Annotated in this window: 16 protein-coding genes; 8 read left to right on the top strand and 8 right to left on the bottom strand. The window is 64.3% G+C overall.

Annotation, left to right across the window (positions count from 1 at the left end; genetic code table 11):
- Positions 1-14: 14 nt before the first annotated feature.
- The 6 genes from EO094_RS02715 to EO094_RS02690 all read right to left on the bottom strand — a co-directional run bounded on the left by EO094_RS02715 (position 15) and on the right by EO094_RS02690 (position 9,558).
- A complete protein-coding gene (locus EO094_RS02715) occupies positions 15-290 on the bottom strand; it encodes a glycine zipper domain-containing protein (RefSeq protein ID WP_370642387.1) in 276 nt (91 codons plus the stop codon).
- Positions 291-422: 132 nt separating this feature from the next.
- The gene (gene treY / locus EO094_RS02710; RefSeq protein ID WP_164879530.1) at positions 423-3,143 is read right to left on the bottom strand and encodes a malto-oligosyltrehalose synthase; all 2,721 of its coding nucleotides are present in this window, start codon (positions 3,141-3,143) and stop codon (positions 423-425) included.
- Positions 3,136-4,917, bottom strand: coding sequence for a malto-oligosyltrehalose trehalohydrolase (gene treZ, locus EO094_RS02705; protein WP_128291782.1), 1,782 nt, complete (start codon positions 4,915-4,917; stop codon positions 3,136-3,138). Before treZ ends, treY begins: the two co-directional genes overlap by 8 nt.
- Before the next feature lie 114 nt (positions 4,918-5,031).
- Positions 5,032-6,195 (bottom strand): M20 aminoacylase family protein, encoded by a 1,164-nt coding sequence (locus EO094_RS02700; protein WP_128290788.1) that lies wholly within the window; start codon positions 6,193-6,195, stop codon positions 5,032-5,034.
- A gap of 87 nt (positions 6,196-6,282) precedes the next feature.
- Positions 6,283-8,424 (bottom strand): TRAP transporter permease, encoded by a 2,142-nt coding sequence (locus EO094_RS02695; protein ID WP_128290787.1) that lies wholly within the window; start codon positions 8,422-8,424, stop codon positions 6,283-6,285.
- A gap of 123 nt (positions 8,425-8,547) precedes the next feature.
- The gene (locus EO094_RS02690; RefSeq protein WP_128290786.1) at positions 8,548-9,558 is read right to left on the bottom strand and encodes a TAXI family TRAP transporter solute-binding subunit; all 1,011 of its coding nucleotides are present in this window, start codon (positions 9,556-9,558) and stop codon (positions 8,548-8,550) included.
- 223 nt (positions 9,559-9,781) lie between these two features.
- Here EO094_RS02690 and EO094_RS02685 point away from each other — a divergent pair, with 223 nt between their 5' ends.
- Entirely contained in the window at positions 9,782-11,080 is a 1,299-nt protein-coding gene (locus EO094_RS02685; RefSeq protein WP_164879529.1) for a D-alanyl-D-alanine carboxypeptidase family protein, read from the top strand.
- A 42-nt stretch (positions 11,081-11,122) separates the two neighbouring features.
- On the opposite strand, the gene EO094_RS02680 is transcribed toward EO094_RS02685, so the two are convergent.
- On the bottom strand, positions 11,123-11,377 hold the full coding sequence (locus EO094_RS02680; RefSeq protein WP_246008342.1) for a sulfurtransferase TusA family protein: 255 nt from the start codon (positions 11,375-11,377) through the stop codon (positions 11,123-11,125).
- A 74-nt stretch (positions 11,378-11,451) separates the two neighbouring features.
- On the opposite strand from EO094_RS02680, the gene EO094_RS02675 reads away from it, so the two are divergent.
- From EO094_RS02675 to EO094_RS02650, 6 genes are all read left to right on the top strand, one after another.
- Positions 11,452-13,290 carry a long-chain-acyl-CoA synthetase gene (locus tag EO094_RS02675; protein WP_246008341.1) on the top strand — a complete coding sequence of 613 codons (1,839 nt, stop codon included), beginning with the start codon at positions 11,452-11,454 and terminating at the stop codon, positions 13,288-13,290.
- Positions 13,291-13,298: 8 nt separating this feature from the next.
- Complete coding sequence (locus EO094_RS02670; protein ID WP_128290783.1) at positions 13,299-13,850, top strand: DUF924 family protein; 552 nt, start codon at positions 13,299-13,301, stop codon at positions 13,848-13,850.
- Between the two features lie 114 nt (positions 13,851-13,964).
- Positions 13,965-15,137: a GNAT family N-acetyltransferase gene (locus EO094_RS02665; RefSeq protein WP_164879528.1), complete on the top strand. Its 1,173-nt coding sequence runs from the start codon at positions 13,965-13,967 to the stop codon at positions 15,135-15,137.
- Between the two features lie 168 nt (positions 15,138-15,305).
- Positions 15,306-16,544, top strand: a complete 1,239-nt coding sequence (locus tag EO094_RS18835) for a matrixin family metalloprotease (RefSeq protein ID WP_205649804.1) — start codon at positions 15,306-15,308, stop codon at positions 16,542-16,544.
- 124 nt (positions 16,545-16,668) lie between these two features.
- Positions 16,669-18,123 (top strand): xylulokinase, encoded by a 1,455-nt coding sequence (gene xylB / locus EO094_RS02655; protein ID WP_128290781.1) that lies wholly within the window; start codon positions 16,669-16,671, stop codon positions 18,121-18,123.
- 217 nt (positions 18,124-18,340) lie between these two features.
- Entirely contained in the window at positions 18,341-19,720 is a 1,380-nt protein-coding gene (locus EO094_RS02650; protein WP_205649803.1) for an NAD(P)-dependent oxidoreductase, read from the top strand.
- Positions 19,721-20,022: 302 nt separating this feature from the next.
- On the opposite strand, the gene EO094_RS02645 is transcribed toward EO094_RS02650, so the two are convergent.
- Complete coding sequence (locus EO094_RS02645) at positions 20,023-20,253, bottom strand: type II toxin-antitoxin system HicB family antitoxin (protein WP_128291778.1); 231 nt, start codon at positions 20,251-20,253, stop codon at positions 20,023-20,025.
- Positions 20,254-20,337: 84 nt separating this feature from the next.
- Here EO094_RS02645 and preA point away from each other — a divergent pair, with 84 nt between their 5' ends.
- The gene (preA, locus tag EO094_RS02640; RefSeq protein ID WP_128290780.1) at positions 20,338-21,672 is read left to right on the top strand and encodes an NAD-dependent dihydropyrimidine dehydrogenase subunit PreA; all 1,335 of its coding nucleotides are present in this window, start codon (positions 20,338-20,340) and stop codon (positions 21,670-21,672) included.
- Positions 21,673-21,719 lie beyond the last annotated feature (47 nt).

Genomic DNA, 21,719 nt, shown 5'->3' with positions numbered 1-21,719 from the left:
TCAGCTGCGCGCGATCAGTAGCCCGCCGGGCACTCCGCGGTGTAGCGACGACCATAACGATCGCGGTAGTAGCAATAGCCGGGGCGGCTCGCCACCGAGCCGATGATGGCGCCAGAAGCGGCACCGATCGCGCCACCGACCACGGCGCCTCCAACCGATTTCGTCGCAAGCCCGCCGATCGCTGCGCCGCCGACGCCGCCGATGGCAGCACCGGTCGCTGCGTTCTTATCCGTCTGCGTACAGGCAGTGATGCTGAGAGCAGCAACAGCAGCAATGGCAATGGCTTTAATTTTCATGCGTCCATCCTCTCCGTGTCCGGGTGCGGTCAACCGTTCTCACAACACCGGCACCCATGCCAAGGTTCCAAAAATTTCATCATCCATGCCGGAGGTTTAGGCGCGACCCCGCTCGCGTGCAAAATCTCAGGACACCGAGCCGAAGAGGAGTGCCAGCGGCGCGCGGCGGAAAAGCTCCGAAGCCGCGATCCGATCGCCCTCGACATCGCCACCGCCGAGAAGATCGGCGAACCGGGCCGCCCCGCCGGGCAGCGACACGAACGTGTCGGCAAAGGCGTCGGCGCGCAAAGTGAGCCCGTCGTCCCGCTCGAGCAGCGAAAGCGGCAATCGCGGCACGATCACGACGAGGGTCTCGCCCTCCACACGGCGCGCATAGGCGGTGATCTGCGCCGCCATCGGACCTTCGACGGCAAGCGGTTCGTAACTGCCCTCGAGGAAGAGCCCGCGGTGCTCGCCGCGCAGGCGAAGCAGACGCTGCACGAGCCATGCCTTCGGCACCGCCTCGCGCCATCGGGAGAGCGCATCCGAAAAACTCATCTCGCCGAATTCATCGAGCCCGAATTCATCGAGCAACGCCCGGCGCCTGTCGAAATCGACCGGCCGGCGATTGTCGGGATCGACGAAGGAGAGATCCCATAATTCCGTGCCCTGATAGACATCCGGCACGCCGGGCGCCGTCAACTTGATCACCGTCTGAACCAGCGAATTGACCGCACCGGCTGCAAAGAGCGGAGCGCTCACCTTGAGGAAATCCTGGCGATAGGCGGCAAAATCGTTGGAGAGCGCCGAACGCACGAAGTTGGAGAGCTTTTCCTCATAGGCCGTATTGGCGGCCGTCCAGCTCGTCCGCTCTTTCGCCTCGCGCACGGCCTTCAGCATGAAGGCTTCCAGCCGCTCGACGAGATCGCGCATGCCATCATGATCGTCCGGCTGAAGCTCCAGCGGCCAGCCGCCGAGGAGCGCCTGGTGGAACAGCCAGACAACATTCGGCTCGGGCGCCGGCCCGTCGTCGATCTCCGCCACGAGCGGCAGGAGGATCGCGTTCCATCGCTTCACCGCGTCCGCCCACTCCTCCGCCATTTCGCTGATCGTAGAGATCCGGGCGCGCGCATCCTCGCCGCGCTTGGTGTCGTGCGTCGCCGTCGTCGACAACGCCTGCGGCTGCGTTTCGAGCCGCTCCTGCATCGCGGGGTGAAAGCTCGCCTGCGGGCCGGGCTCCGGCTCGCCGCCCACCTCGTTGAGCGCAATCAGCCGATTGAAGCGGTAGAAGACCGTGTCCTCCAGCGCTTTCGCCATCATCGGACCGGTCGTCTGCTGGAAGCGGCGGGCGAGATAAAGCGCGCTTGCGATCGTCTCGTGATCGGAGAGGTTTTCCAGAAGCAGAAGACCGACCAGGAAATCGACGACCCCCGGATCCTCCACGAAGGGCGAGAGCTTCGCCTCCTCGCCGGCTGCGACGACGAGCTCCCGGTCCTGCTGCGAGGCGCCCGAAAGATCGACATAGCTGCGATAGACCGGAAAGGCGGTGGCGATCTCAATCAAGGCGCGGCGCAAGGAATCCGGGCCATAATCGCGTGTCGTCGGATCCTGCTTGCCGATCTCGCGGGCGCGTTCGACGAGATAGGCGAGCTCGCCGGCGAGATTGTAGGTAAGAATGCGGCGCTTGGTTTCGCGTACGATCTCCGAAAACGGCCGCGTTTCGCCCGTCTCCTCGCGCCACGCCTCATCGAGGCGGGAAAGCCCCTCCGTATCGACCTGCAGCGCCGTCAAGGCGTGGGCGAATTCGTAGCCGGTCGTCCCCGCCGTCCGCCAGGTTTCCGGCAGCCTTTCGTCGGGGCCGAGGATCTTCTCGACCACGACATAGGGCGCATTCTCGATCTCCGCGAGCTGCGCGAGATAGGCCTTGGGGTCCGCAAGCCCGTCGATATGATCGATCCTGAGACCGGCCACGTCGCCTCTCTCCGCGAGCTCTTTGACGAGCGCATGTGTCGCCTCGAAGACCGAGGGACGGTCGACCTGCACGCCGACGAGATCGGTGATCTCGAAGAACCGGCGATAGGTCAAAGTCTCCCGCGCCATGCGCCAATGCGCGAGCCGCCAGTTCTGCGCCTCGTGCAGATCGTGCAGCGCCTCTCGATCTGCCGCGATCTCGCCAACCGCTCTTTCGATCTTGGCGAGCGCCTCGGGATCTTCGGCAAGCGTCGCAAGCCGCTCCTGGAGAAGCCCCGCCCCGTCGGCCGAACCCGTGGCGAAAGTCAGCGACAGCTCCTGAAAATCTGGCTCGTCGATCTCGCCCAGAATCCGGCCATAGGTATTCGGCGCCAGCGGCAGCGCGATGTCGTAATAGGTGAAGCGGAAGCGGCCTTCGTCCTTGTCGAAACGCAGCCCGAATTCCCCGTCTTCGAGAACCTTGCCATAGGGCGCACCGAGCGCCGGAATGAGCAGCTTCGCCGCCGACCAGTCGATGTCGAAATAGCCGGCATACTGGCTCTCCTCGCCCCATTCGAGCACGTCCGCCCAATAGGGATTGGCCGTCGACGCGCCCATATGGTTGGGCACGATGTCGAGGAGAAGCTTGAGGCCATTTGCCTTGAGAGCGTCAGCGAGGCGGGCAAACCCCTCCGCGCCGCCGAGCGCCGGGTCGAGCTCGGCGAAATCGGCGACGTCATAGCCATGGGTCGAACCCGGCACCGCCGTGAAGATCGGCGAAGCATAGAGGTGGCTGATGCCGAGGCGCTTCAGATAGGGCGCGAGCCCGGCCGCTGTGTCGAAATCCATCCCCTCGCGAAACTGCAGGCGATAGGTGGCCGTCGGCACCGCCTCGAGCGGCGGACCTGCCTCACGCATGGGACGCCTCCATGAAGAAGGCGACGGCGAGCGCCGGCACGAGCCCGTCGGCGATCTCCGCATCGACCCCCGGGCCGGAGACAAAGATCGGAGCCGACGGCTTGTAGCTGTCGGTGGAAACGGGCGTATCGCCGAGATTGGCGAGAAGTGTCAGCCGAGCTCCGTCGCCCATCGTCCAGGTGACGCGGAAGCCGTGGTCCCCAAGACGTTCCGCCTCGGCGTTCATCGCCCGCATGCCGGCAAGGCGCGGCACGATCTCGCGATGGCGCAGATGCAGGAGCTCGCGGGTGAAGGCGAGATGTTCATGCCCCTCGCCGCGCGCCGCACCCGACCAGTCGAGGCACGAGCGCTCGAACGTCTTCACGTCGTTGGGATCGGCGATCGCCGCCCGGCGCGCGGGGTCGCGAAAGCTCTCCCAGGCCGTGAATTCCCGCCGTCGGCCCTCGCGCACGAGATCGGCGAGCTCGCCATGAAAATCGGTGAAGAACAGGAAGGGCTGCGTCTCGGCATATTCCTCGCCCATGAAAAGGAGCGGCAATTGCGGCTGCAGCAGATGAATGGCTGTCAGAAGCCTGAGCATCTCTTCGTCGGCGAGAACGGCGAGCCGTTCGCCGTCGGCGCGATTGCCCACCTGATCGTGGTTCTGCAGGAACGTGACGAAGGTCGTCGGCGGCTGGCCGGCGCTCGCGACGCCGCGCGGCCCGCCCCAATGCTCGGACACCTCGCCCTGATAGGCAAAACCCTCGCCCAGGATCCGCATCAGATGGCCGACGGGATCGTCGGCGTAATCCTTGTAATAGCCTTCATGCTCGGCCGTTGCCGCGCAATGCGCGGCGTGATGGAAATCGTCGTTCCACTCCGCCGTGAAATAGCGCGGCGCGCCTTCCGCGTCGCGCTCGTGCAGAGAGACGATGTTGCGCTCGTCCTCCGTCGTCAGATGGATATGGCGGTCGGGCCATTTTTCGCGGATGCGGGAGGAAAGTTCGGGCAGGAGCGTCTCGGCGCCCGGCCCCTTAATCTGATCGATCGCATCGAAGCGCATGCCGTCAAGCCGGAACTCTTCCAGCCAGTAGAGCGCATTGTCGATGAAGAACGAGCGCACGGCCGCATCATCGTAATGGATGCCCGCGCCCCAGGGCGTGTGCCGCTCCGGGTCAAAGAAGGACGGGGCATACATGTGGAGATAATTCCCGTCCGGCCCGAAGTGATTGTAGACGACGTCGAGGATGACCATCAGAGTTCGCTGATGAGCGGCATCGACGAGCGCTTTCAGCCCCTCCGGCCCGCCATAGGCGCTGTGCGGCGCATAGAGTAGAACGCCGTCATAGCCCCAGCCGCGATTGCCGGAAAACTGCGCGACCGGCAGAAGCTCGATCGCGGTGACGCCGAGATCGGCAAGATAATCGAGCCGTTCCTCGACCCCCGCAAAGGTGCCGGCCGGGCTGAACGTGCCGACATGCAATTCGTAGGTGACGAGCTCTTCGACCGGGCGCCCGCGCCAGCCGGCGCTCTGCCAGCTATACGCCTTCGGATCGACGAGCCGGCTCGGCCCATGCACGTCGCCCGCCTGCGCCCTTGCGGCCGGATCGGGAACGGCAAAACCGTCTTCCAGGACGAATTGATAATCCTGCCCCGCCTCGGCCTCCGGCACGGTGAGCTCGAACCAGCCGCGATCGGCCTTGTTCATCGCCAGATCCTGGCCGGCGAGGCGCAGCGTCAGTGCATTCTGAGCGGGAGCCCACAAGCGGAAACGGGCGCCGCCTTCCGGGCGCATGAATGCGCCCCATGTCGTTTCGAATAAGAAGCTCTGGGTCACGGAATATATCGACTAAAAGTGTTGCGGGTGCAGTGGCCGGTCAACGCTCGGGCGATCCCAGCGTTCCGAGCCTCACGCCGGCATCGCCGTTTCGACGAGACGCGCCAGATAGCTCGCCCCGTAAGGTGCTGCACTGTCGTTGAAATCATAGGCCGGGTGGTGAAGGCCGGCGGAATCGCCATTGCCGAGAAAGATGAAGGCGCCGGGCCTCGCTTCCAGCATGTAGGAGAAATCCTCCCCCGCCATCAGCGGCGGCGTCTCTTCGGTGACCGCCCCCTCCCCGACGATTTCGCGCGCGACGGCCGCCGCCTTGTGCGTCTGCTCCTGGTGATTGACCGTCACCGGGTAATGCCGCTGGTAATCGAGACGGGCGCGCGCCCCGAAAGCCTGACCGATCGTCGGCACGAGCTCGTTCATGCGCCGCTCGACCAGATCGCGGATGGCCGGATCGAGCGTGCGCACCGTGCCCTTCAAGGTCCCGCGCTGCGGGATGACGTTGAACGTGTCGCCGGCGTGAAAGGTCGTCACGGAGACGACGGCACTCTTCAAAGGATCCACATTGCGCGAGGCGACCGATTGCAGCGCATTGACGATCTGCGAGCCGACGAGAACGGGATCGACCCCGGCATGCGGCTTGGCGGCATGTGATCCCTTGCCTTCGATCTGGATGACGAAATTGTCGGTCGCCGCCATCAGCGGGCCCGGGCGGATGCCGAACTGGCCGACGGGAATGCCCGGCATATTGTGCAGGCCATAGATCTCGCTGATGGCAAAACGCTCCATCAACCCGTCTTCGATCATGGCCCGCGCCCCCGCACCGCCTTCCTCGGCCGGCTGGAAGACGATCACCGCGCGACCGGCGAAATTGCGCGTTTCGGCGAGATAGCGCGCAGCGCCGAGCAGCATCGCCATATGCCCGTCATGGCCGCAGGCATGCATCTTTCCGGGCGTTTCGGAACGCCATGGCTTGCCGCTCTCCTCCTCGATCGGCAGCGCGTCCATGTCGGCACGAAGGCAGATGCCGCGATCGCCGTCTCCGCGACCGCGGATGATGCCGACGACACCGCTTCGCCCGATGCCTTCCACCACCTCGTCACAACCGAAAGCGCGCAGTTTGTCCGCCACCACTTTGGCCGTGCGCGGCACCTCGTAGAGGAGCTCCGGGTGGCGGTGAAAATCGCGCCGCCATTGCGTGATCTCGTCGGCGGCTTCGGCAAGGGAGTTGATGACGGGCATGACGCGGCTCTCTCGTGAAAGAGCCGATGCTAGCGCCTGTGCCGCACCTGGCAAGCACAGAGAAATTGCCAGGCTTCGGGTCGGCGCTCAGGCGAGTGCTTCGGCCGCTCGGCCGCGCCGGTCGAGCCGGATCGTCCACAGGAGCAGCGCAAAAGTCATCGCCGCGCCGATCGCCGTCGCGACCGGCAGGCCCGGCCACAGCACGACGACACCCGCAACACCTGCAAGAAGTCTGAGCGGCCAGGCGAGCGGCGCCTCCATGTAGCCTTCGAAGGCGGCTCCGACGGCATAGGAGCCGATCACCGCCTGCGCGAAGACGAGAAGCACCTCCGGCACGCTGCCGTGCAGGAACGGCGTATAGGCGAAGAGGATCGGCACGATGTAGAGCCCCTTGGCGAGTTTCCACGCCGTCATCCCCGTCGCCATATGCGGCGTGCGAGCGATCGCCGCGGCCGCAAAGGCGGTGAGACAGACCGGCGGCGTGACGTTGGAATCCTGCGACAGCCAGAAGATGATCATATGGGCCGAAAGAAGTGCTGCCGTGATCAGCGCCGGATCGAGCGCCTGGCCGTGGACGAGGCGCAGGACTTCGGCGGGGGCCGCGGCGATGAAGGCGTTCGCCGCCTCGCGGCTCATCGGTGCGGCAAGCTTCGTCATCGCCTCGGGATCGGCGAGCAGGAAGGGCCCGCGTGCCGCCTCCGGCAAGGTACCGGAAGTCAGAAGATCGACAAGATAGCCGTTCTCGATCATGCCCTGAAGGGCGGGCGCGGAGAGCGTCGCGAGCACGATATAGGCGGCCGTCACCGGCAGCCCCATCCCGAGCACCAGCGAGGCGAGCGCGATCAAGAGGAGCGCGATCAGGAGATTGCCGCCCGCCCACTCGGCGATCATCAGCGAGAAGGTGTTGCCGATGCCGGTCATGGCGATGACGTTGACGATGAGCCCGACGGCAATGAGAAGCACCGCCGTCATGATCATGTTCTGCGCCCCGAGCGCCAGGGCCTCCAGGATCGCCTTCGGTCCCATGCGGTTCTTGGTGAGCCAGGAGGCGGCAACGACGGAGAGGATCGCCCAGCCGGCGGCATAGACCGGGGTGAAGCCGTAGATCAGAAGTCCGATCAGGGTTGCGACGGGGACGAGGAAGGCCGGGCCGCCCGCCTTCAGCACCTCCCAGGCGCTGCGGCTTTCGTCGTCGACGCCGACGATATGGTGCTTCTTCGCCTCGATCCGGACGAAGAAGGCCACGGTGAGGAAATAGGCGATCGCCGGCAGCGTCGCGACGGCGACGATGTCGAGATAGGGGATCTGCGTATTCGACGCCATGACGAAGGCACCCGCCCCCATGATCGGCGGCATCAGTTGCCCACCGGTCGAGGCCGCGGCCTCCACGCCGGCAGCGAAACGTGGCGGAAACCCCGATTTCTTCATGAGCGGAATGGTGATGACGCCGGTCGACACCGTATTGGCGACGGCCGAGCCGGAGATCGTGCCGGTCAGTCCCGAGGCAAAGACAGCGACGAAGCCAGGGCCTCCGACGAGACGGCCGGCGAGCGCGCGGGCAAGATCGATGATGAAATCACCCGCTCCGGAGCGCACCAGAAACGCGCCGAAAAGAATGAACATGAAGACGAAACTCGCAGAGATCCGCCCGATCGTGCCGAACATGCCCTCATCGGCGAAGATCGAGCGGAAGAGAACCGTCTCATAGGAGAGCCCGGCGAAGCGGAAAACGCCGGGCGCATAGGCACCGAGAAACGAGACATAGGAGAGCGCCAGGACGATGAGGACCGGGATGATCGGCCCCGTCGTGCGCCGCGTCAGCTCGATCGCGCCAAGGATGACGAGAATTCCGGCCACCCAATGCTCGGGCGAAAGACGCACCCCCTGCGCGTAGATCGCCGTCTCCGAGCCGATGATGAAGAGCGTCGCACCGGCGATCACGACCCCGGTGATGGCATCGAGCCAGAGCGGCGCCACGAAGCGGCCGATTTTCATCGGATAGCGCAGGCAGGCAAGAAAGGCGAAACCGGCAAAGTGAATGCCGACGAGCCACAAGGTCGACACGCGCCCGTCGATGTTCGCCCAGATATGGAAGAGCGAGATGGCAATGCCGCAGGCGGCGAAAACCCGGGCGGGCCAGGAGACGAGGCTCCTGACATGGGTTTCGACTTCGCCGTCGACATCCTTCTGAGGCGCGGCCTGCTCAGACGCGTCTTGCGCCTCGCTCATCGTCCGATCCCTGCAACTGGAAAACTTTCGCGGAGAGTGAAAGACGCCGTCCCAGCCGAGCGGACCGCGTGCCAGCGCACGGGGCCCGTGACCAGGCCTGAAGCGGCGTTTCGCACGCGCCTTTTATTCGGCCGAAACCTTGAGACGGTCCGGGATCGTGATCCCCTGCTCTTCGTAATAGCGCGCCGCGCCCGGATGCAGCGGCAGCGGCAGACCGGCGATCGCCGCTTCGAGCTTCATATTCTTCGTCGCCGGATGAATGCCCTGCAGGAACGGCAGGTTCTCGTAGATCGTCTTCGTCATCTTGTAGATGGTCTCTTCCGGCACATTGTCGCGCACGGCGAGGAAATTCGGCTGCGCGATCGTGTTGATCTCCTTCTCCTGCCCCGGATAGGTCTCGGCCGGGATCGTGAAGCGCGTCCACAATTCTTCGAAATCGCCGTTCGCCTCTTGCATCTCCTCGTCGGTGAAATCGAGGACGGTGATGTCGTTGCCCATATTGGCGAAGGCCTGGCTGATCGCACCGACCGGCGGGCCCGCCGGCGTCGAAATCAGCACCACCTGTCCGTTCTGCAGGGCTTCCGCCGCTGGGCCGTAACCGGAATAGGCCAGGGTGAAATCCTGATCGATGTCGTAGCCGAGATTGCCGAGGATGGTGCGGTTGGAGCCGAGCGTGCCGGAATTCTGCGCGCCGAGATTGATCGACTTGCCCTTGGCGTTCGCGACATCGGCGATCGTGCCGGTGTCCGCGAGGTCGGATTTCAGGACGAAGTGCTCCACATTCGGCCACAGCATGGTGACGGAGCGGAGGTTCTCCTGCGGCCCTTCATTTTCCAACGGGCCGGAGCCCTTCTTCGCATAAGCGCCATAAAGGCCTTGCAGGATGGCGAACTGAACCTCGTTGTCGCGCATCAGCTTGATGTTCTCGGCCGAGCCCGCCGAGTTGATCGCCGACAGGCCGATCTTCTCAGTCGGCTGCAGCTTGACCTTGATGAGCGTGGCAAGAGCAACACCCACCGGATAATAAGTTCCTCCCGTTGAAGCGGTCGCCAGAAGGTAATTCTGTTCTTCCTGGGCTCGCCCCGAAGAAGGCCAGGCAATCGCACCAACGAGAGCAAGGCTCGTCGCGGCCATGACAAAGGAGCGTAAAACTTTGCGCTGGAATAGCATTCTGTTCCTCCCACCATTGCAGTCTTATTGTTTTGGAAGACTGAGCTTATGGGCTATCGGCCGGAAAGCAAAGCCCGCGCGAGGGCTCACGGAAACTCAAGCAAGGCGCGTTTGTGAAAGTGAGCCGAATTGTGTTACGGAGCGGCGGTCGCGTAAGTCTGACCCGGACAACTGTGGGGCCGAAACCTTGACATCTCCGCTTCGCATGCTTTCAGGGGCGCGCCTGCTGCTCGCTCTCCTGTTTCTTGTGACCGCTCCCCTTGCCGCCGCCGCCAACGAAGCGGCTGGCGATGGCGACGTCCTGGGGCCTTACCTCCTGGTCGATGCGAAAACCGGCGACGTGTACGAGGAGCATGATGCGCTCCGCCCCTGGTATCCGGCGTCCACGACCAAGCTGATGACGGCCTTCGTCGTCTTCCGCGCGCTCCAAGTCGGCGAGATCACGCTGAAATCGCCAGTGGTGATGTCGCAGCACGCCTACAACCAGCCTTATGCGGCGCGTTTCTTCAAACCCGGCTCGGTCCTGACGGTCGACAACGCGCTCAAGGTCATGCTGGCGCGCTCCTCCAACGACATGGCGATGGCGATCGCGGAATCGGTCGGCGACGGCTATGACAATTTTCTGCTGCGCATGAACCTCGAGGCGAAGCGTCTCGGCATGACGCGCACGCAATTCGTCAACCCGCACGGCCTTTACAGTCCGCACCAGGTCACCTGCGCGCGCGACCTCGCGCTTCTGACGCGGGCGATCTTCGACGAATTCCCGAGCTACCGGCATTATTTCAACGTCCCCGCCATCAAGGTTGGGGGTGCGGTGAAGCGCAACACCAACCTTCTGATCGGCCGCTACCGCGGCGCCACCGGGATGAAGACCGGCTATATCTGCGATTCCGGCTGGAACCTGGTCGCGACCGCGCAGCGCGGCCGGCGCGAATTGATTGCGGTCGTTCTGGGCGCCGACAACGGTATCGACCGCGCCGAACGCGCCGCCCGTCTGCTGGATGCAGGCTTCGACCGCGGCGGAGGGCTCTTCTCAGGCGGCCCCGACATCACCCGCATCAATTCCGGCTCCCGCTACACCGAGCCCTACGACATGCGCGATCAGGTGTGCAGCCCGCAGAAGGGCAAGCAGGTCGCCTCCAAGTCGAACCCGATCTACAAGCCCATGAAGGGCGGCCTCATCATGGTCGACGAGGGAGACGGCTTCAAACCCTCCCATATCGGCCAGCGCAAAGGCCCTGTGACCCCGATCGAGGTGGCGACCGGCGGCGTCGAAGGCCCGGGTGTCGACGACCTTGCGCAGGAGATTCTGACGGCACAGCTCGGCGTCATGCCACGGCCGCGCCCGACGATCGCCATCCCGCCCCGGCCGCAGCTTGCGACGGCGTTCGCGCCGAGCGAAGAAGCGAACAAGGCAGCGCCCGTCGATCCCGTCCTGCTCCTTGCAGCCCCGGCCCTGATGCCGCGCCCGCGGCCCGACCGGTAGGCATAAGCGCCGCCCGGCCCGGCGGCCTTTCGACAGGGATTCTCAGCCGCCGGTTTCGATCTCGTAGCGGCTGACACCCTCGTCGTCGTGACGCCCCAAAAAGCGGTGGCCGCGTTCGTTGCAGAAATGCGGAATGTCGATCGCCGCCATCGGGTCGGTCGCCAGAACCACGACCCGTACGCCCGGCGGCAGAGACGCGACCCCCTTGGCGGTTTTCAAAACCGGCAGGGGGCATTTCAGCCCGCGCACATCGATGACGTGGCAGTTGTTTTCTTCATCCCCTGAATGAATGGCCAACATCGGCCTCCTTGCAGGCTTGACCTCTTCAATTTCCGTCCCTGGTATGGGAAGAGATGCCAGAAACAGCAAGAATGCCGCGGGCTCTTCTGCCTGAAGCGGCGGGGGAGACGATGGGCTTTATCGAAAGAATCAAGAGCGAACTCGCCTATGTACGCGGCGCCCTGCGTGCACTTCGCAAAGTCAGCTCGGCGGCAAAGAACCGCAACCGCACTTTTCCCGATCTGATCGAGGACATCGCAAAAGAGCATGGCGACCGGCCGGCGATGATCGCCGAGAACGAGCGCATGAGCTACCGCGAATACAACGAGCGGGCCAACCAATATGCCCGCTGGGCCATCGCCAACGGCGTCAAAAAGGGCGATTGCGTCGCCCTGATGATGCCGAACAAGCCGGAATACATGGCCGCCTGGCTCGGTATTGCGCGGGCCGGCGGCGTCACCGCCTGCCTCAACACCAATCTGCGCGGGCCGGTCCTCGCCAATTGCGTGAACATCGTGGAGCCGAAGCACATCATCGTCGACACGGCGATCTCAGACGGCTTCCACACCGCCGATCCCTTTCTCCAGACGAAAGCGGAATATTGGGCCTATGGCAGCGGCGTGGACGCGTGGAAACGGCTCGACAAGGCGCTCGACAAGTTCAGCCGCGATCCGCTCGAAGCTTCCGAAAGACCGAAGCTGACCACGTCGGACCGCTGCCTCTTCATCTATACGAGCGGCACGACCGGCATGCCGAAGGCCGCCAACATCAACCATTACCGCGTGCTCGCCATCTCGCTCGGCTTCAACGGCGCCATGGATATGAAGCCGCACGACCGCATCTATGTCTGCCTGCCGCTCTATCATACGACCGGCAGCGTGCTCGCTTCCGGCGCGGCGCTGACAGCGGGCGCCAGTGTCGTCATCCGCGAGAAATTCTCCGCGAGCCAGTTCTGGGACGACGTCGTCGACTACGAATGCACGATCTTCCAGTATATCGGCGAGCTCTGCCGCTACCTCTTGAACAGCCCGACGCACCCCAAGGAGCGTCAGCACAAGCTTCGGCTTGCCTGCGGCAACGGTCTGCGCCCCGACATCTGGGAAGATTTCAAGAACCGCTTCGCCATCCCGAAGATTCTGGAATGGTATGCGGCGACGGAAGGCAACGCCGTCTTCTTCAATTTCGACGGCAAAGTCGGCTCCGTCGGGCGCATTCCGAAATGGGCGGAGAAGCGTTTCGTCACCGAGATCGTCCGCTTCGACCATTCCTCCGAAGAGCCGGAGCGCGGTCCCGATGGCTTCTGCATGAAATGCGCGCCGGGTGAGATCGGCGAGGTGATCTCGCAGATCATCGACGATCCGAGCCGTCCGAGCCAGCGTTTCGAAGGCTACGCCGATCCCAAGGCGACCGAGAAGAAGATCCTCAAGGACGTCTTCGAGAAGGGCGATATGTGGTTCCGCACCGGCGACCTCATGAAGAAGGACGAAATGGGCTATTTCTATTTCGTCGATCGCATCGGGGATACCTTCCGCTGGAAGGGCGAGAACGTCGCCACCTCCGAAGTGGCGGAGGCGATCACCGTCTATCCGGGCGTCAAGGATGCCAATGTCTTCGGCGTTTCGGTGCCCAACACCGACGGGCGCGCCGGCATGGCCTCGCTCGTCGTCGAAGAAACCTTCGATATGAACGGATTTTACGTCCATGTGGAACGGCATCTGCCGCGGTATGCGCGGCCGATCTTCCTGCGCCTGCAGCAATCGATGGAGATGACCGGCACCTTCAAGCAGCGCAAGGTCGACCTCGTGCGTGAGGGCTTCGACCCGAACCGCATCGCCGATCCGCTCTATATGCTGCACCCGGAAAAGCAGACCTATGTGCCGCTCGACACCGGCCTCTATGAAGAGGTCGAGAGCGGTGATCTCCGGCTTTGAGGCAAGAGATGTCAGAGACAAATCCGGACCCGCACGACGTGATCGCCTTCTGGCGCGAGGCGGGCCCGGAGAAATGGTTCAAGAAGAGCGACGCCTTCGATCGCGAGATCGGCGAGCGCTTCGGCGCCCTGCATGAGGCCGCATCGAAGGGCGCGCTCGAGGACTGGGCCGAGACGCCGAACGGCGCTCTCGCCCTCATCCTCCTCCTCGATCAATTCTCCCGAAATCTCTGCCGTCAGCGGCCGGAGGCTTTCGCCAACGACGCGGCGGCCCTTCGCCTGGCCAGGAAAGCCCTGTCTGAGGGCTACGAGAACCAGGTGCCGGCGGACGTCGCGAAATTCTTCGCCATGCCCTTCATGCATTCCGAAAGCCTTCCCGACCAGGACCGTTGCGTCGCGCTCAGCCACCGGCTCGACAAGGCCGGCACGCTCTCCTTTGCCCTGGAGCATCGGGACATCATTCGCCGTTTCGGCCGCTTTCCCCACAGAAATGCCGTGCTCGGCCGGCACACGAGCCCCGCAGAGCGGAGGTTTCTGGAGGAAGGCGGTTTTTCCGGCTGAAGCGAGCTCCGATTCTGCGGTGAGTTGTGCGAAATTGAGCGGCCTTGTTAGGGATAATTTTACCTAATTTCCTCCCCGCTGCTCGGCCTCTGCTAGCGTTGTATAATGGAGATGATGCCCCTGAAGAGCGACGCCGGCTGGGTGAAAACCCCGGGCCCTGCCACAGAGCCGACATTCCGCCTTCTCATCGAGAAGCCGGAAGCCTTGAGCGTCCATGCCGACGAGATCGAAAGGCTGGCGGGCGAAAGCCTCGACGCCAATCCCTTCTATCTTCCGGCCTTCCTCGGCCCCGCCATCAGGGCGTTCGGCAACGGAGAGGTCGAGCTCGCGCTTTTCTATGCCGGCACCCGCCTCGTCTTCTTCGCGCCGATCCTATGCGCACCTTTTCGCCGCGGCGCGCTGCGCATGGCTCAGATCTGGAGCCATAATTATGGTCCTCTCGGCGTGCCGCTGCTTGATCGCGCCCGCGGACACGCCGTCGCCCGGGCGCTCTTCGCCGATCTCGCAGACGCTGGCATCGAGCTTTTGATGCTGAGCGACACGCCCGTCCTCTGCGACACCTGGATCAGTCTGCGGCGTGCGGCCGAGGGTCGGGTTCACACGATCTTTCGCGAAGAACGTCCCATCCTCACCGCCGAGCCGGATGCCCTCCAGGAATTCGAAGCCGGCATCTCGTCGCAGCGCCGCAAGGACATCGGCCGCCTTCGCCGCCGGCTGGAGGACGAGGGCCCGGTGGAGTTTTCAACGGCGACCGGCCCAGCGCTACCCGCGGCGTTCGAGGATTTCCTCGCGCTGGAGGCCGCCGGCTGGAAGGGCCGCCGCGGCACCGCCATCCTCAACCATGCCGGCAGACGCTTCGCCGAAGATGCGATCCTCGCGCCAGGCGCCCGCGATGCAGCCAGAATCGAGCGCCTGACGGTCGGCGGCAAGCTGGCCGCATCCTCGATCACGCTGGTCTCCGGCTCGCTCCTCATCCCCTGGAAGATCGCCTTCGACGAGAGCTTTTCGCGCTTTTCGCCGGGTGTTCAGCTTATCCTGCGCAACACCCGGCTATGGCTCTCGGATCCCACCATCGCCCGGATCGATCCCGTTTCGAACACCACCGATGCCAGGCTGCTCACACATTACTGGCACCATTCGGAGCCTTATGAAGCAGCCGTTCTGGAGGTGACGCCGTCCGCCACAAGGGCGCGGCTTGCCCGCTCGGCCGAGCATGGGCGCTGGCTTCTCCGTCAGCAGGCGCGGGCCGTCCGCGACCGCCTGCAAGGACGCTTCCGCCGCAACTGACTTGTGCCGCAACTGACCCTTGCAAGCTTCGCGCAAGACAGACGCGATAAGCTTAAACGTCCCTCGGCAAAACTTCCTTCAGGTTTTAGCCGCAATCGTTTCGTCCTCTCAGGAGAATATTACGAATCTCGTGTAACGAGCTGACAGCGACCTCAGAGGAATTGAACCATGGCCAATTACGGAACGACGTTCGACCAGGCGATCATAACCTTCGCGTCGACGGCGCCCGATTATGGCTTCAACATCGCTGATGCCTTCGCGATCTGGGATCCGTGGATGGAACCCGATTTCGTCAGCGCTGCCAATTTCATGTCCGCCGACATCCAGATTTTTCAGGGTCCGATCGACGGCTATGGCGGCACGCTCGGCAGTTGCGTGACCTATATGAGCGGCACGACCATCACGCGCGCCGAGATCACCATCGACGAGGCCGATCCGGATCAGGATCACCTGTCGGTGCTCGCCCACGAGATCGGCCACGCCATCGGCCTCGACCACGACGATGATCCCACCTCGATCATGTACCCCTTTTCGATGGGCGTGATCACGCTGAATGCCGCGAACATCACCGAGCTGCAGTCCCTCTACGGACCGGACAGCGGGGACAATTATCTGGTTGGCACCGCCGAGGCCGACAATTTCTCCGGCGGCGCCGGCGCCGACACCATGTTCGGCGGCACGGGAGCAGACAATCTGCGCGGCGGGGACGGCGCCGACCTCATCTTCGGCGGCCAGGGCAATTTCGCCGATTACCTCGATGCGGGCACCGGCAATGACACGGTATATGGCGGCGACGGGGTCGACACGCTCTACGGCGGCAGCGGCAACGATGCCCTTGGCGGCGGCAGCGGCACCGATCACATCCATGGCGGCGATGGCGCAGATCTTCTCTTCGGCGGCGGCGATGCGGCAGCCGACGATCTGAACGGCGAGGCCGGAAACGACGCCCTTTACGCTGGCGCCGGCAACGACACCTTGAAGGGCGGCACCGGCAACGACGAGCTGGGCGGCGCCGCCGGCAACGACGTGCTACAGGGTGGCGACGGCAACGACACGCTTTATGGCGCGGCCGGCAACGATACGCTCTACGGCAGCAATGGCGCCGACCTCCTCTTCGGGGGCACGGGCGACGACCAGATCTATCTCGGGACGTCCGACGGCGCCGCCGACATCTACGCCACCGTCGCAAACAACGGCGACGACACCGTCTTCGGCTTCGAGAACGGCAGCGACCGTATCGATGTCTCCGACAACGGCTTCAGCAGCTTCTCAGAGCTCACAATTGCCCAGGACGGCACGGGCAACGCCTTGATCGATCTCGGCGGCGGCGACGTTCTGACATTGAACGGCATCGCCGTCAGCGCTCTCGACGAAAGCGATTTCATCTTTCAAACGCTGACGAGCTGACACCCGCCGGCCTGGTCTCCCCGGCCTGCGGCGCCCCCAGCGCACCATCCTTCCGGGCATGCCGATCTCGACCTCAGCCCCCTCCGCCGCTAAGAGGTAATCGAGGCAGCAAGGGGTTTTTTCCGTGTATCTCGGCATCGATATCGGCACGTCGTCCATCAAGGTCATCCTGATGACGGCGGCACAGGACGTTCTCGCTTCCGCCACCGCGCCGCTCGACGTGATGCGGCCGCAACCCGGATGGTCGGAGCAGGATCCGAACGCCTGGATCGCCGCGCTCGGCACGGCGATGGACGCCTTGAAGCGCGAACGTCCGGCGGAGGTCGCCGCTGTCAAAGGGATCGGCCTCTCCGGTCAGATGCATGGCGCCACGCTCGTTGCCAAGGACGGCGCGCCGATCCGCCCCTCGATCCTTTGGAACGACGGACGGTCTGCCGAGGAAGCGCGCCGGCTCGACGCCGATCCGCGCTTCCATGAGATCACCGGCAATCTCGTCTTTCCAGGCTTCACTGCGCCGAAACTCGCCTGGGTGAAGACGCATGAGCCGGAAAACTTCGCCGCGACCGCCAAGGTGCTGCTGCCCAAGGATTTCGTGCGCCTTTATCTGACGGCGGATGCGGCAACCGACATGTCGGACGCCTCCGGCACCTCCTGGCTCGATGTCGGCAAGCGCTGCTGGTCGCCGGAGCTCCTGGCGGCAACCGACATGGACGAAAGCCAGATGCCGAAGCTCTACGAGGGCTCGCAGGCAACCGGCACGCTGCGCCCGGCACTGGCCCGCCTCTGGGGCATGACCGGCGAAGTGGTCGTCGCCGCCGGCGGGGGCGACAATGCCGCGGCCGCCTGCGGCGTGGGCGTCACCCATCCGGGCGCCGCCTTCGTCTCGCTCGGCACCTCGGGCGTCGTCTTCGCCGCAACGGAGGCTTTCGCGCCCAACGTGGAAAGTGCCGTTCACGCGTTCTGCCATGCCCTGCCGAACACGTGGCACCAGATGGGCGTCATCCTGTCGGCCGCAGGCTCGCTCGAATGGCTGAGTCGGCTTCTCAAGGAGCCCGTGCCCGATCTCATCGGCCATCTTGGCACCACCCCGGATTACCCGGCGCCCGTCCTCTTCCTGCCTTATCTTTCCGGAGAGCGCACGCCTCACAACGATGCGGCGGCGCGCGGCGTTTTCATCGGCCTTGCGCAGGAAAGCGACCGCGCCACACTCACCCAGGCGGTGCTGGAAGGCGTTGCCTTCGCACTCGCCGATTGCCAGGCAGTCCTTGCCGCCGCCGGCACCACCATTCCGCGTTATCTCGCGGTCGGGGGCGGCTCGCGCTCCAAGACTTGGCTGACGATCATGGCGAGCGCCCTCAACACCCCGATCGGCATTCCCGAAGAAGGCGATTACGGCGCCGCCTTTGGGGCGGCTCGTCTCGGCCTCCTGGCCGCAGAGGGCGGCGATACCGCAGAGATCCTCACGCATCCGCCGCTGGCCGACACCATCGATCCGGTTCCGGCCCTGAGCGAAGCCTACCGCGACAGCTATGAGCGCTGGCGTGCGCTCTATCCGGCGGTGCGCGACGTCATGCGGTAGGCCCGCACGGCCACCGCATCTCGTTGGGAGATCGCCGACGGTCCGCTGAGCCGGGGTGCGGCGAGCGCGTCCGCCCTCCCGCAACCCATTGAACAAAAAGCGCTCGCGCCTGCTTTTCAGGCACTTCAAAGTGTTGCGCAAATGAAAAATTTGACCAACTGGTCGAAAATGCGCATTCTTCCCGTGGGAACAGCAATATTCACGGGAGAAAGAAGCCGTGAACCAGATTTCGTCAGGCCTGCCGGCAGCAACACCGGTCGGCGAACCGGACATTTGTGCCGCCCGCCTAAATGTTGAAGATTACCTGAAGAATTTTTCTGACCTGCACCCGCCGCTTTCGCCACACGAGGCGCTGGTGGAGGCAGACCGTTGCTATTTCTGTTTCGACGCCCCCTGCACCGAGGCCTGCCCGACCTCGATCGACATTCCGCTCTTCATCCGCCAGATCCAGGCGCACAATCCGAAGGGCGCGGCCGAGACGATTTTCGAGCAGAACATTCTGGGCGGCATGTGCGCCCGCGTTTGCCCGGTCGAGACGTTGTGCGAGGGAGCCTGCGTCAGAAATCTCGCTGAAGACAAGCCGGTGAAGATCGGCTTCCTGCAGCGCTTTGCGACCGACACGATGATGGCGGCAGGCGAGCATCCTTTCGAACGCGCAGCGCTAAGCGGCAAGCGCGTCGCCATCGTCGGTGCGGGACCGGCCGGCCTCTCCTGCGCCCATCGGCTGGCCATGCACGGCCACGACGTCACGATCTTCGAAGCGCGCGACAAGCCCGGCGGCCTCAACGAATACGGCATCGCCGCCTACAAGACCCCGGACGGCTTTGCGCAGAAAGAAGTCGAATTTCTGCTCAGGATCGGCGGCATCACGATCGAGACCGGCAGGGCGCTTGGGCGTGAGCTCACCCTCGACGGCTTGAAGGCGGATTACGACGCAATCTTCCTCGGCCTCGGACTTGCCGGCGTCAACGCGCTCGGCGCCGAAGGTGAGGACGCCTCAGGCTCCGCCGACGCCATCACCTGGATCTCCGACCTGCGCCAGACGCTCGACCTTTCCACGCTACCGATCGGGCGCCGCGTCGTCGTCATCGGCGGCGGCATGACTGCCGTCGACGCGGCCGTGCAGTCGAAACTTCTCGGCGCCGAAGAGGTCACCATCGTCTACCGCCGCGGCCCCGAGGCCATGAAGGCCTCCGGCTTCGAGCAGGAGCTCGCCCAGACGAAGGGCGTCAGCATCCGCCATTGGGCCAAGCCGAAGCGCCTCATTGCCCAGAACGGTCATCTGAGCGGGATCGAGCTGGAGCGCACCCGCGAGGAAGACGGCCGCCTCGTCGGCACGGGCGAGACGTTCGCTCTCGCCGCCGACATGGTGTTCAAGGCGATCGGCCAGACGTTTCTTCCCGCCTCGCTCGACGGCGCGGCCGAAGCCATCGCGCTCGCGCACGGCCGCATCGGCGTCGACGACGAACGCCGCACCTCGGTTGCCGGCATCTGGGCCGGCGGCGACTGCGTCCTCGGCGGCGAAGATCTCACAGTCGCCGCCGTCGAAGACGGCAAGGTCGCAGCCGAGAGCATTCACCGCGCATTGATGGGGTAAGCGTCATGCCGAGCCTCTCAAACAGCCTCGCCCCTCGGATCGGGGCGCTATCAGTCGCAACAGGCTCCACTCCTCTCCCCCGTGGGGAGAGGTGGCCGCGCGCCAACGGCGCGAGGTCGGTGAGGGGGCGGCGTCTCAGCCGGTCGCAGGGAGAGCTGAATGGGGAAAGGCAGCCCCCTCACCGCCCGCTACGCGGGCACCTCTCCCCAGGGGGGAGAGGAACGGAGCTGAGCCGCAATGCTACACGCCAAATGCAGTCGCCGTTTCACGTGAGGGAAAAGCAAGGGCTCGGTGCCGGATCGCTAAGCCGAGATTTCGACGCTTCTGAAGATCGGTTCGATATCGTCCGGGATGCCCTCGCTGCGATCACGTCGCACCTCGAGTGCAAGCTCGATGGCCTCGCGTGCCATCGCCAGACTTCCTTCCTCAGTGTCACCATGAGTCACGACTTCCGGAAGAGCCGGGACGAGGACGGTGTATCCGCCCTCCGGCTGCGGCAGGAGAAGGACAGTATATCTCCGCTCGTCCACCATACTGAACACACCCTCCCGCTCTGGTGCGGCCGCTTCGAATTTATCCCGTCTCGCCGAAACTCCCAAGCCTGAGAGGTTCTTCTCATGGTCAGTCTCGCTTCGAACTTCCTCGGCATCAAATCGCCGAATCCGTTCTGGCTCGCCTCCGCACCGCCGACGGACAAGGAGTACAACGTGGTCCGCGCCTTTCGCGAAGGCTGGGGTGGCGTCGTGTGGAAGACGCTCGGAGAGGACCCGCATATCGTCAACGTCAACGGCCCGCGCTACGGCGCCATTCACGGGCCGGACCGGCGGCTCTTGGGCCTCAACAACATCGAACTGATCACCGACCGGCCGCTGGAGGTGAACCTTCGCGAGATCAAGCAGGTGAAACGCGACTGGCCGGATCGCGCCGTCGTCGTCTCCCTCATGGTGCCCTGCGAGGAGAGTAACTGGGTCAACATCCTGCGCCGCGTGGAAGAAACCGGCGCCGACGGGATCGAGCTCAATTTCGGCTGCCCGCATGGCATGTCGGAGCGCGGCATGGGCTCAGCCGTCGGCCAGGTGCCGGAATACATCGAGATGGTCGCCCGCTGGTGCAAGGCGAACACCCGCATGCCCGTCATCGTCAAGCTGACGCCGAACATCACCGACATCCGCTACCCGGCGAGGGCGGCGCAGAAGGGTGGCGCCGACGCGGTCTCGCTGATCAACACCATCTCCTCCATCACCGGCGTCGATCTCGACCTCTTCGCCCCGGAACCGACGATCGACGGCAAGGGCTCGCATGGCGGCTATTGCGGTCCCGCGGTGAAGCCGATCGCCCTCAACATGGTGGCCGAGATCGCCCGCGACCCGGAAACCCGCAATTTGCCGATCTCCGGCATCGGCGGCATCACCACCTGGAAGGATGCGGCCGAGTTCATGGCGCTGGGGGCGCAGAACGTGCAGGTCTGCACGGCCGCGATGACCTACGGCTTCAAGATCGTCCGCGAGATGGTGGAAGGGCTCGAGCGTTGGATGGCCGAGAAGGGTTTTGAGACCCTCGACGACTTCATCGGCCGTGCCGTGCCCAACGTCACCGACTGGCAGTATCTCAATCTCAATTACGTGACGAAGGCGCGCATCGACCAGGAGCTCTGCATCAAATGCGGGCGCTGCCACATCGCCTGCGAGGACACTTCGCACCAGGCGATCACCCACATGGTCGACGGCAAACGCCATTTCGAGGTGATCGACGCCGAATGCGTCGGCTGCAATCTCTGCGTCAATGTCTGCCCGGTCGAGAACTGCATCACCATGGAGCAGATCGCCGATTACGATCCCCGCACGAAAAAGCCGATCCCGGCCGAATACGGCAACTGGACGCGCCACCCGAACAACCCGATGGCGAAGCCCGACGCCGACATCGAGAAGATCGTCCCGGACGCGGCGGAGTAGCGCCCACGCCGGCTGCGCTTGCCGCATCGTCGTGATATTCTCGGGCA

It is taken from the genome of Afifella aestuarii, assembly GCF_004023665.1.
Classification (GTDB): Bacteria; Pseudomonadota; Alphaproteobacteria; order Rhizobiales; family Afifellaceae; genus Afifella; species Afifella aestuarii.
This window is presented reverse-complemented; position numbering and strand designations above follow the sequence as displayed.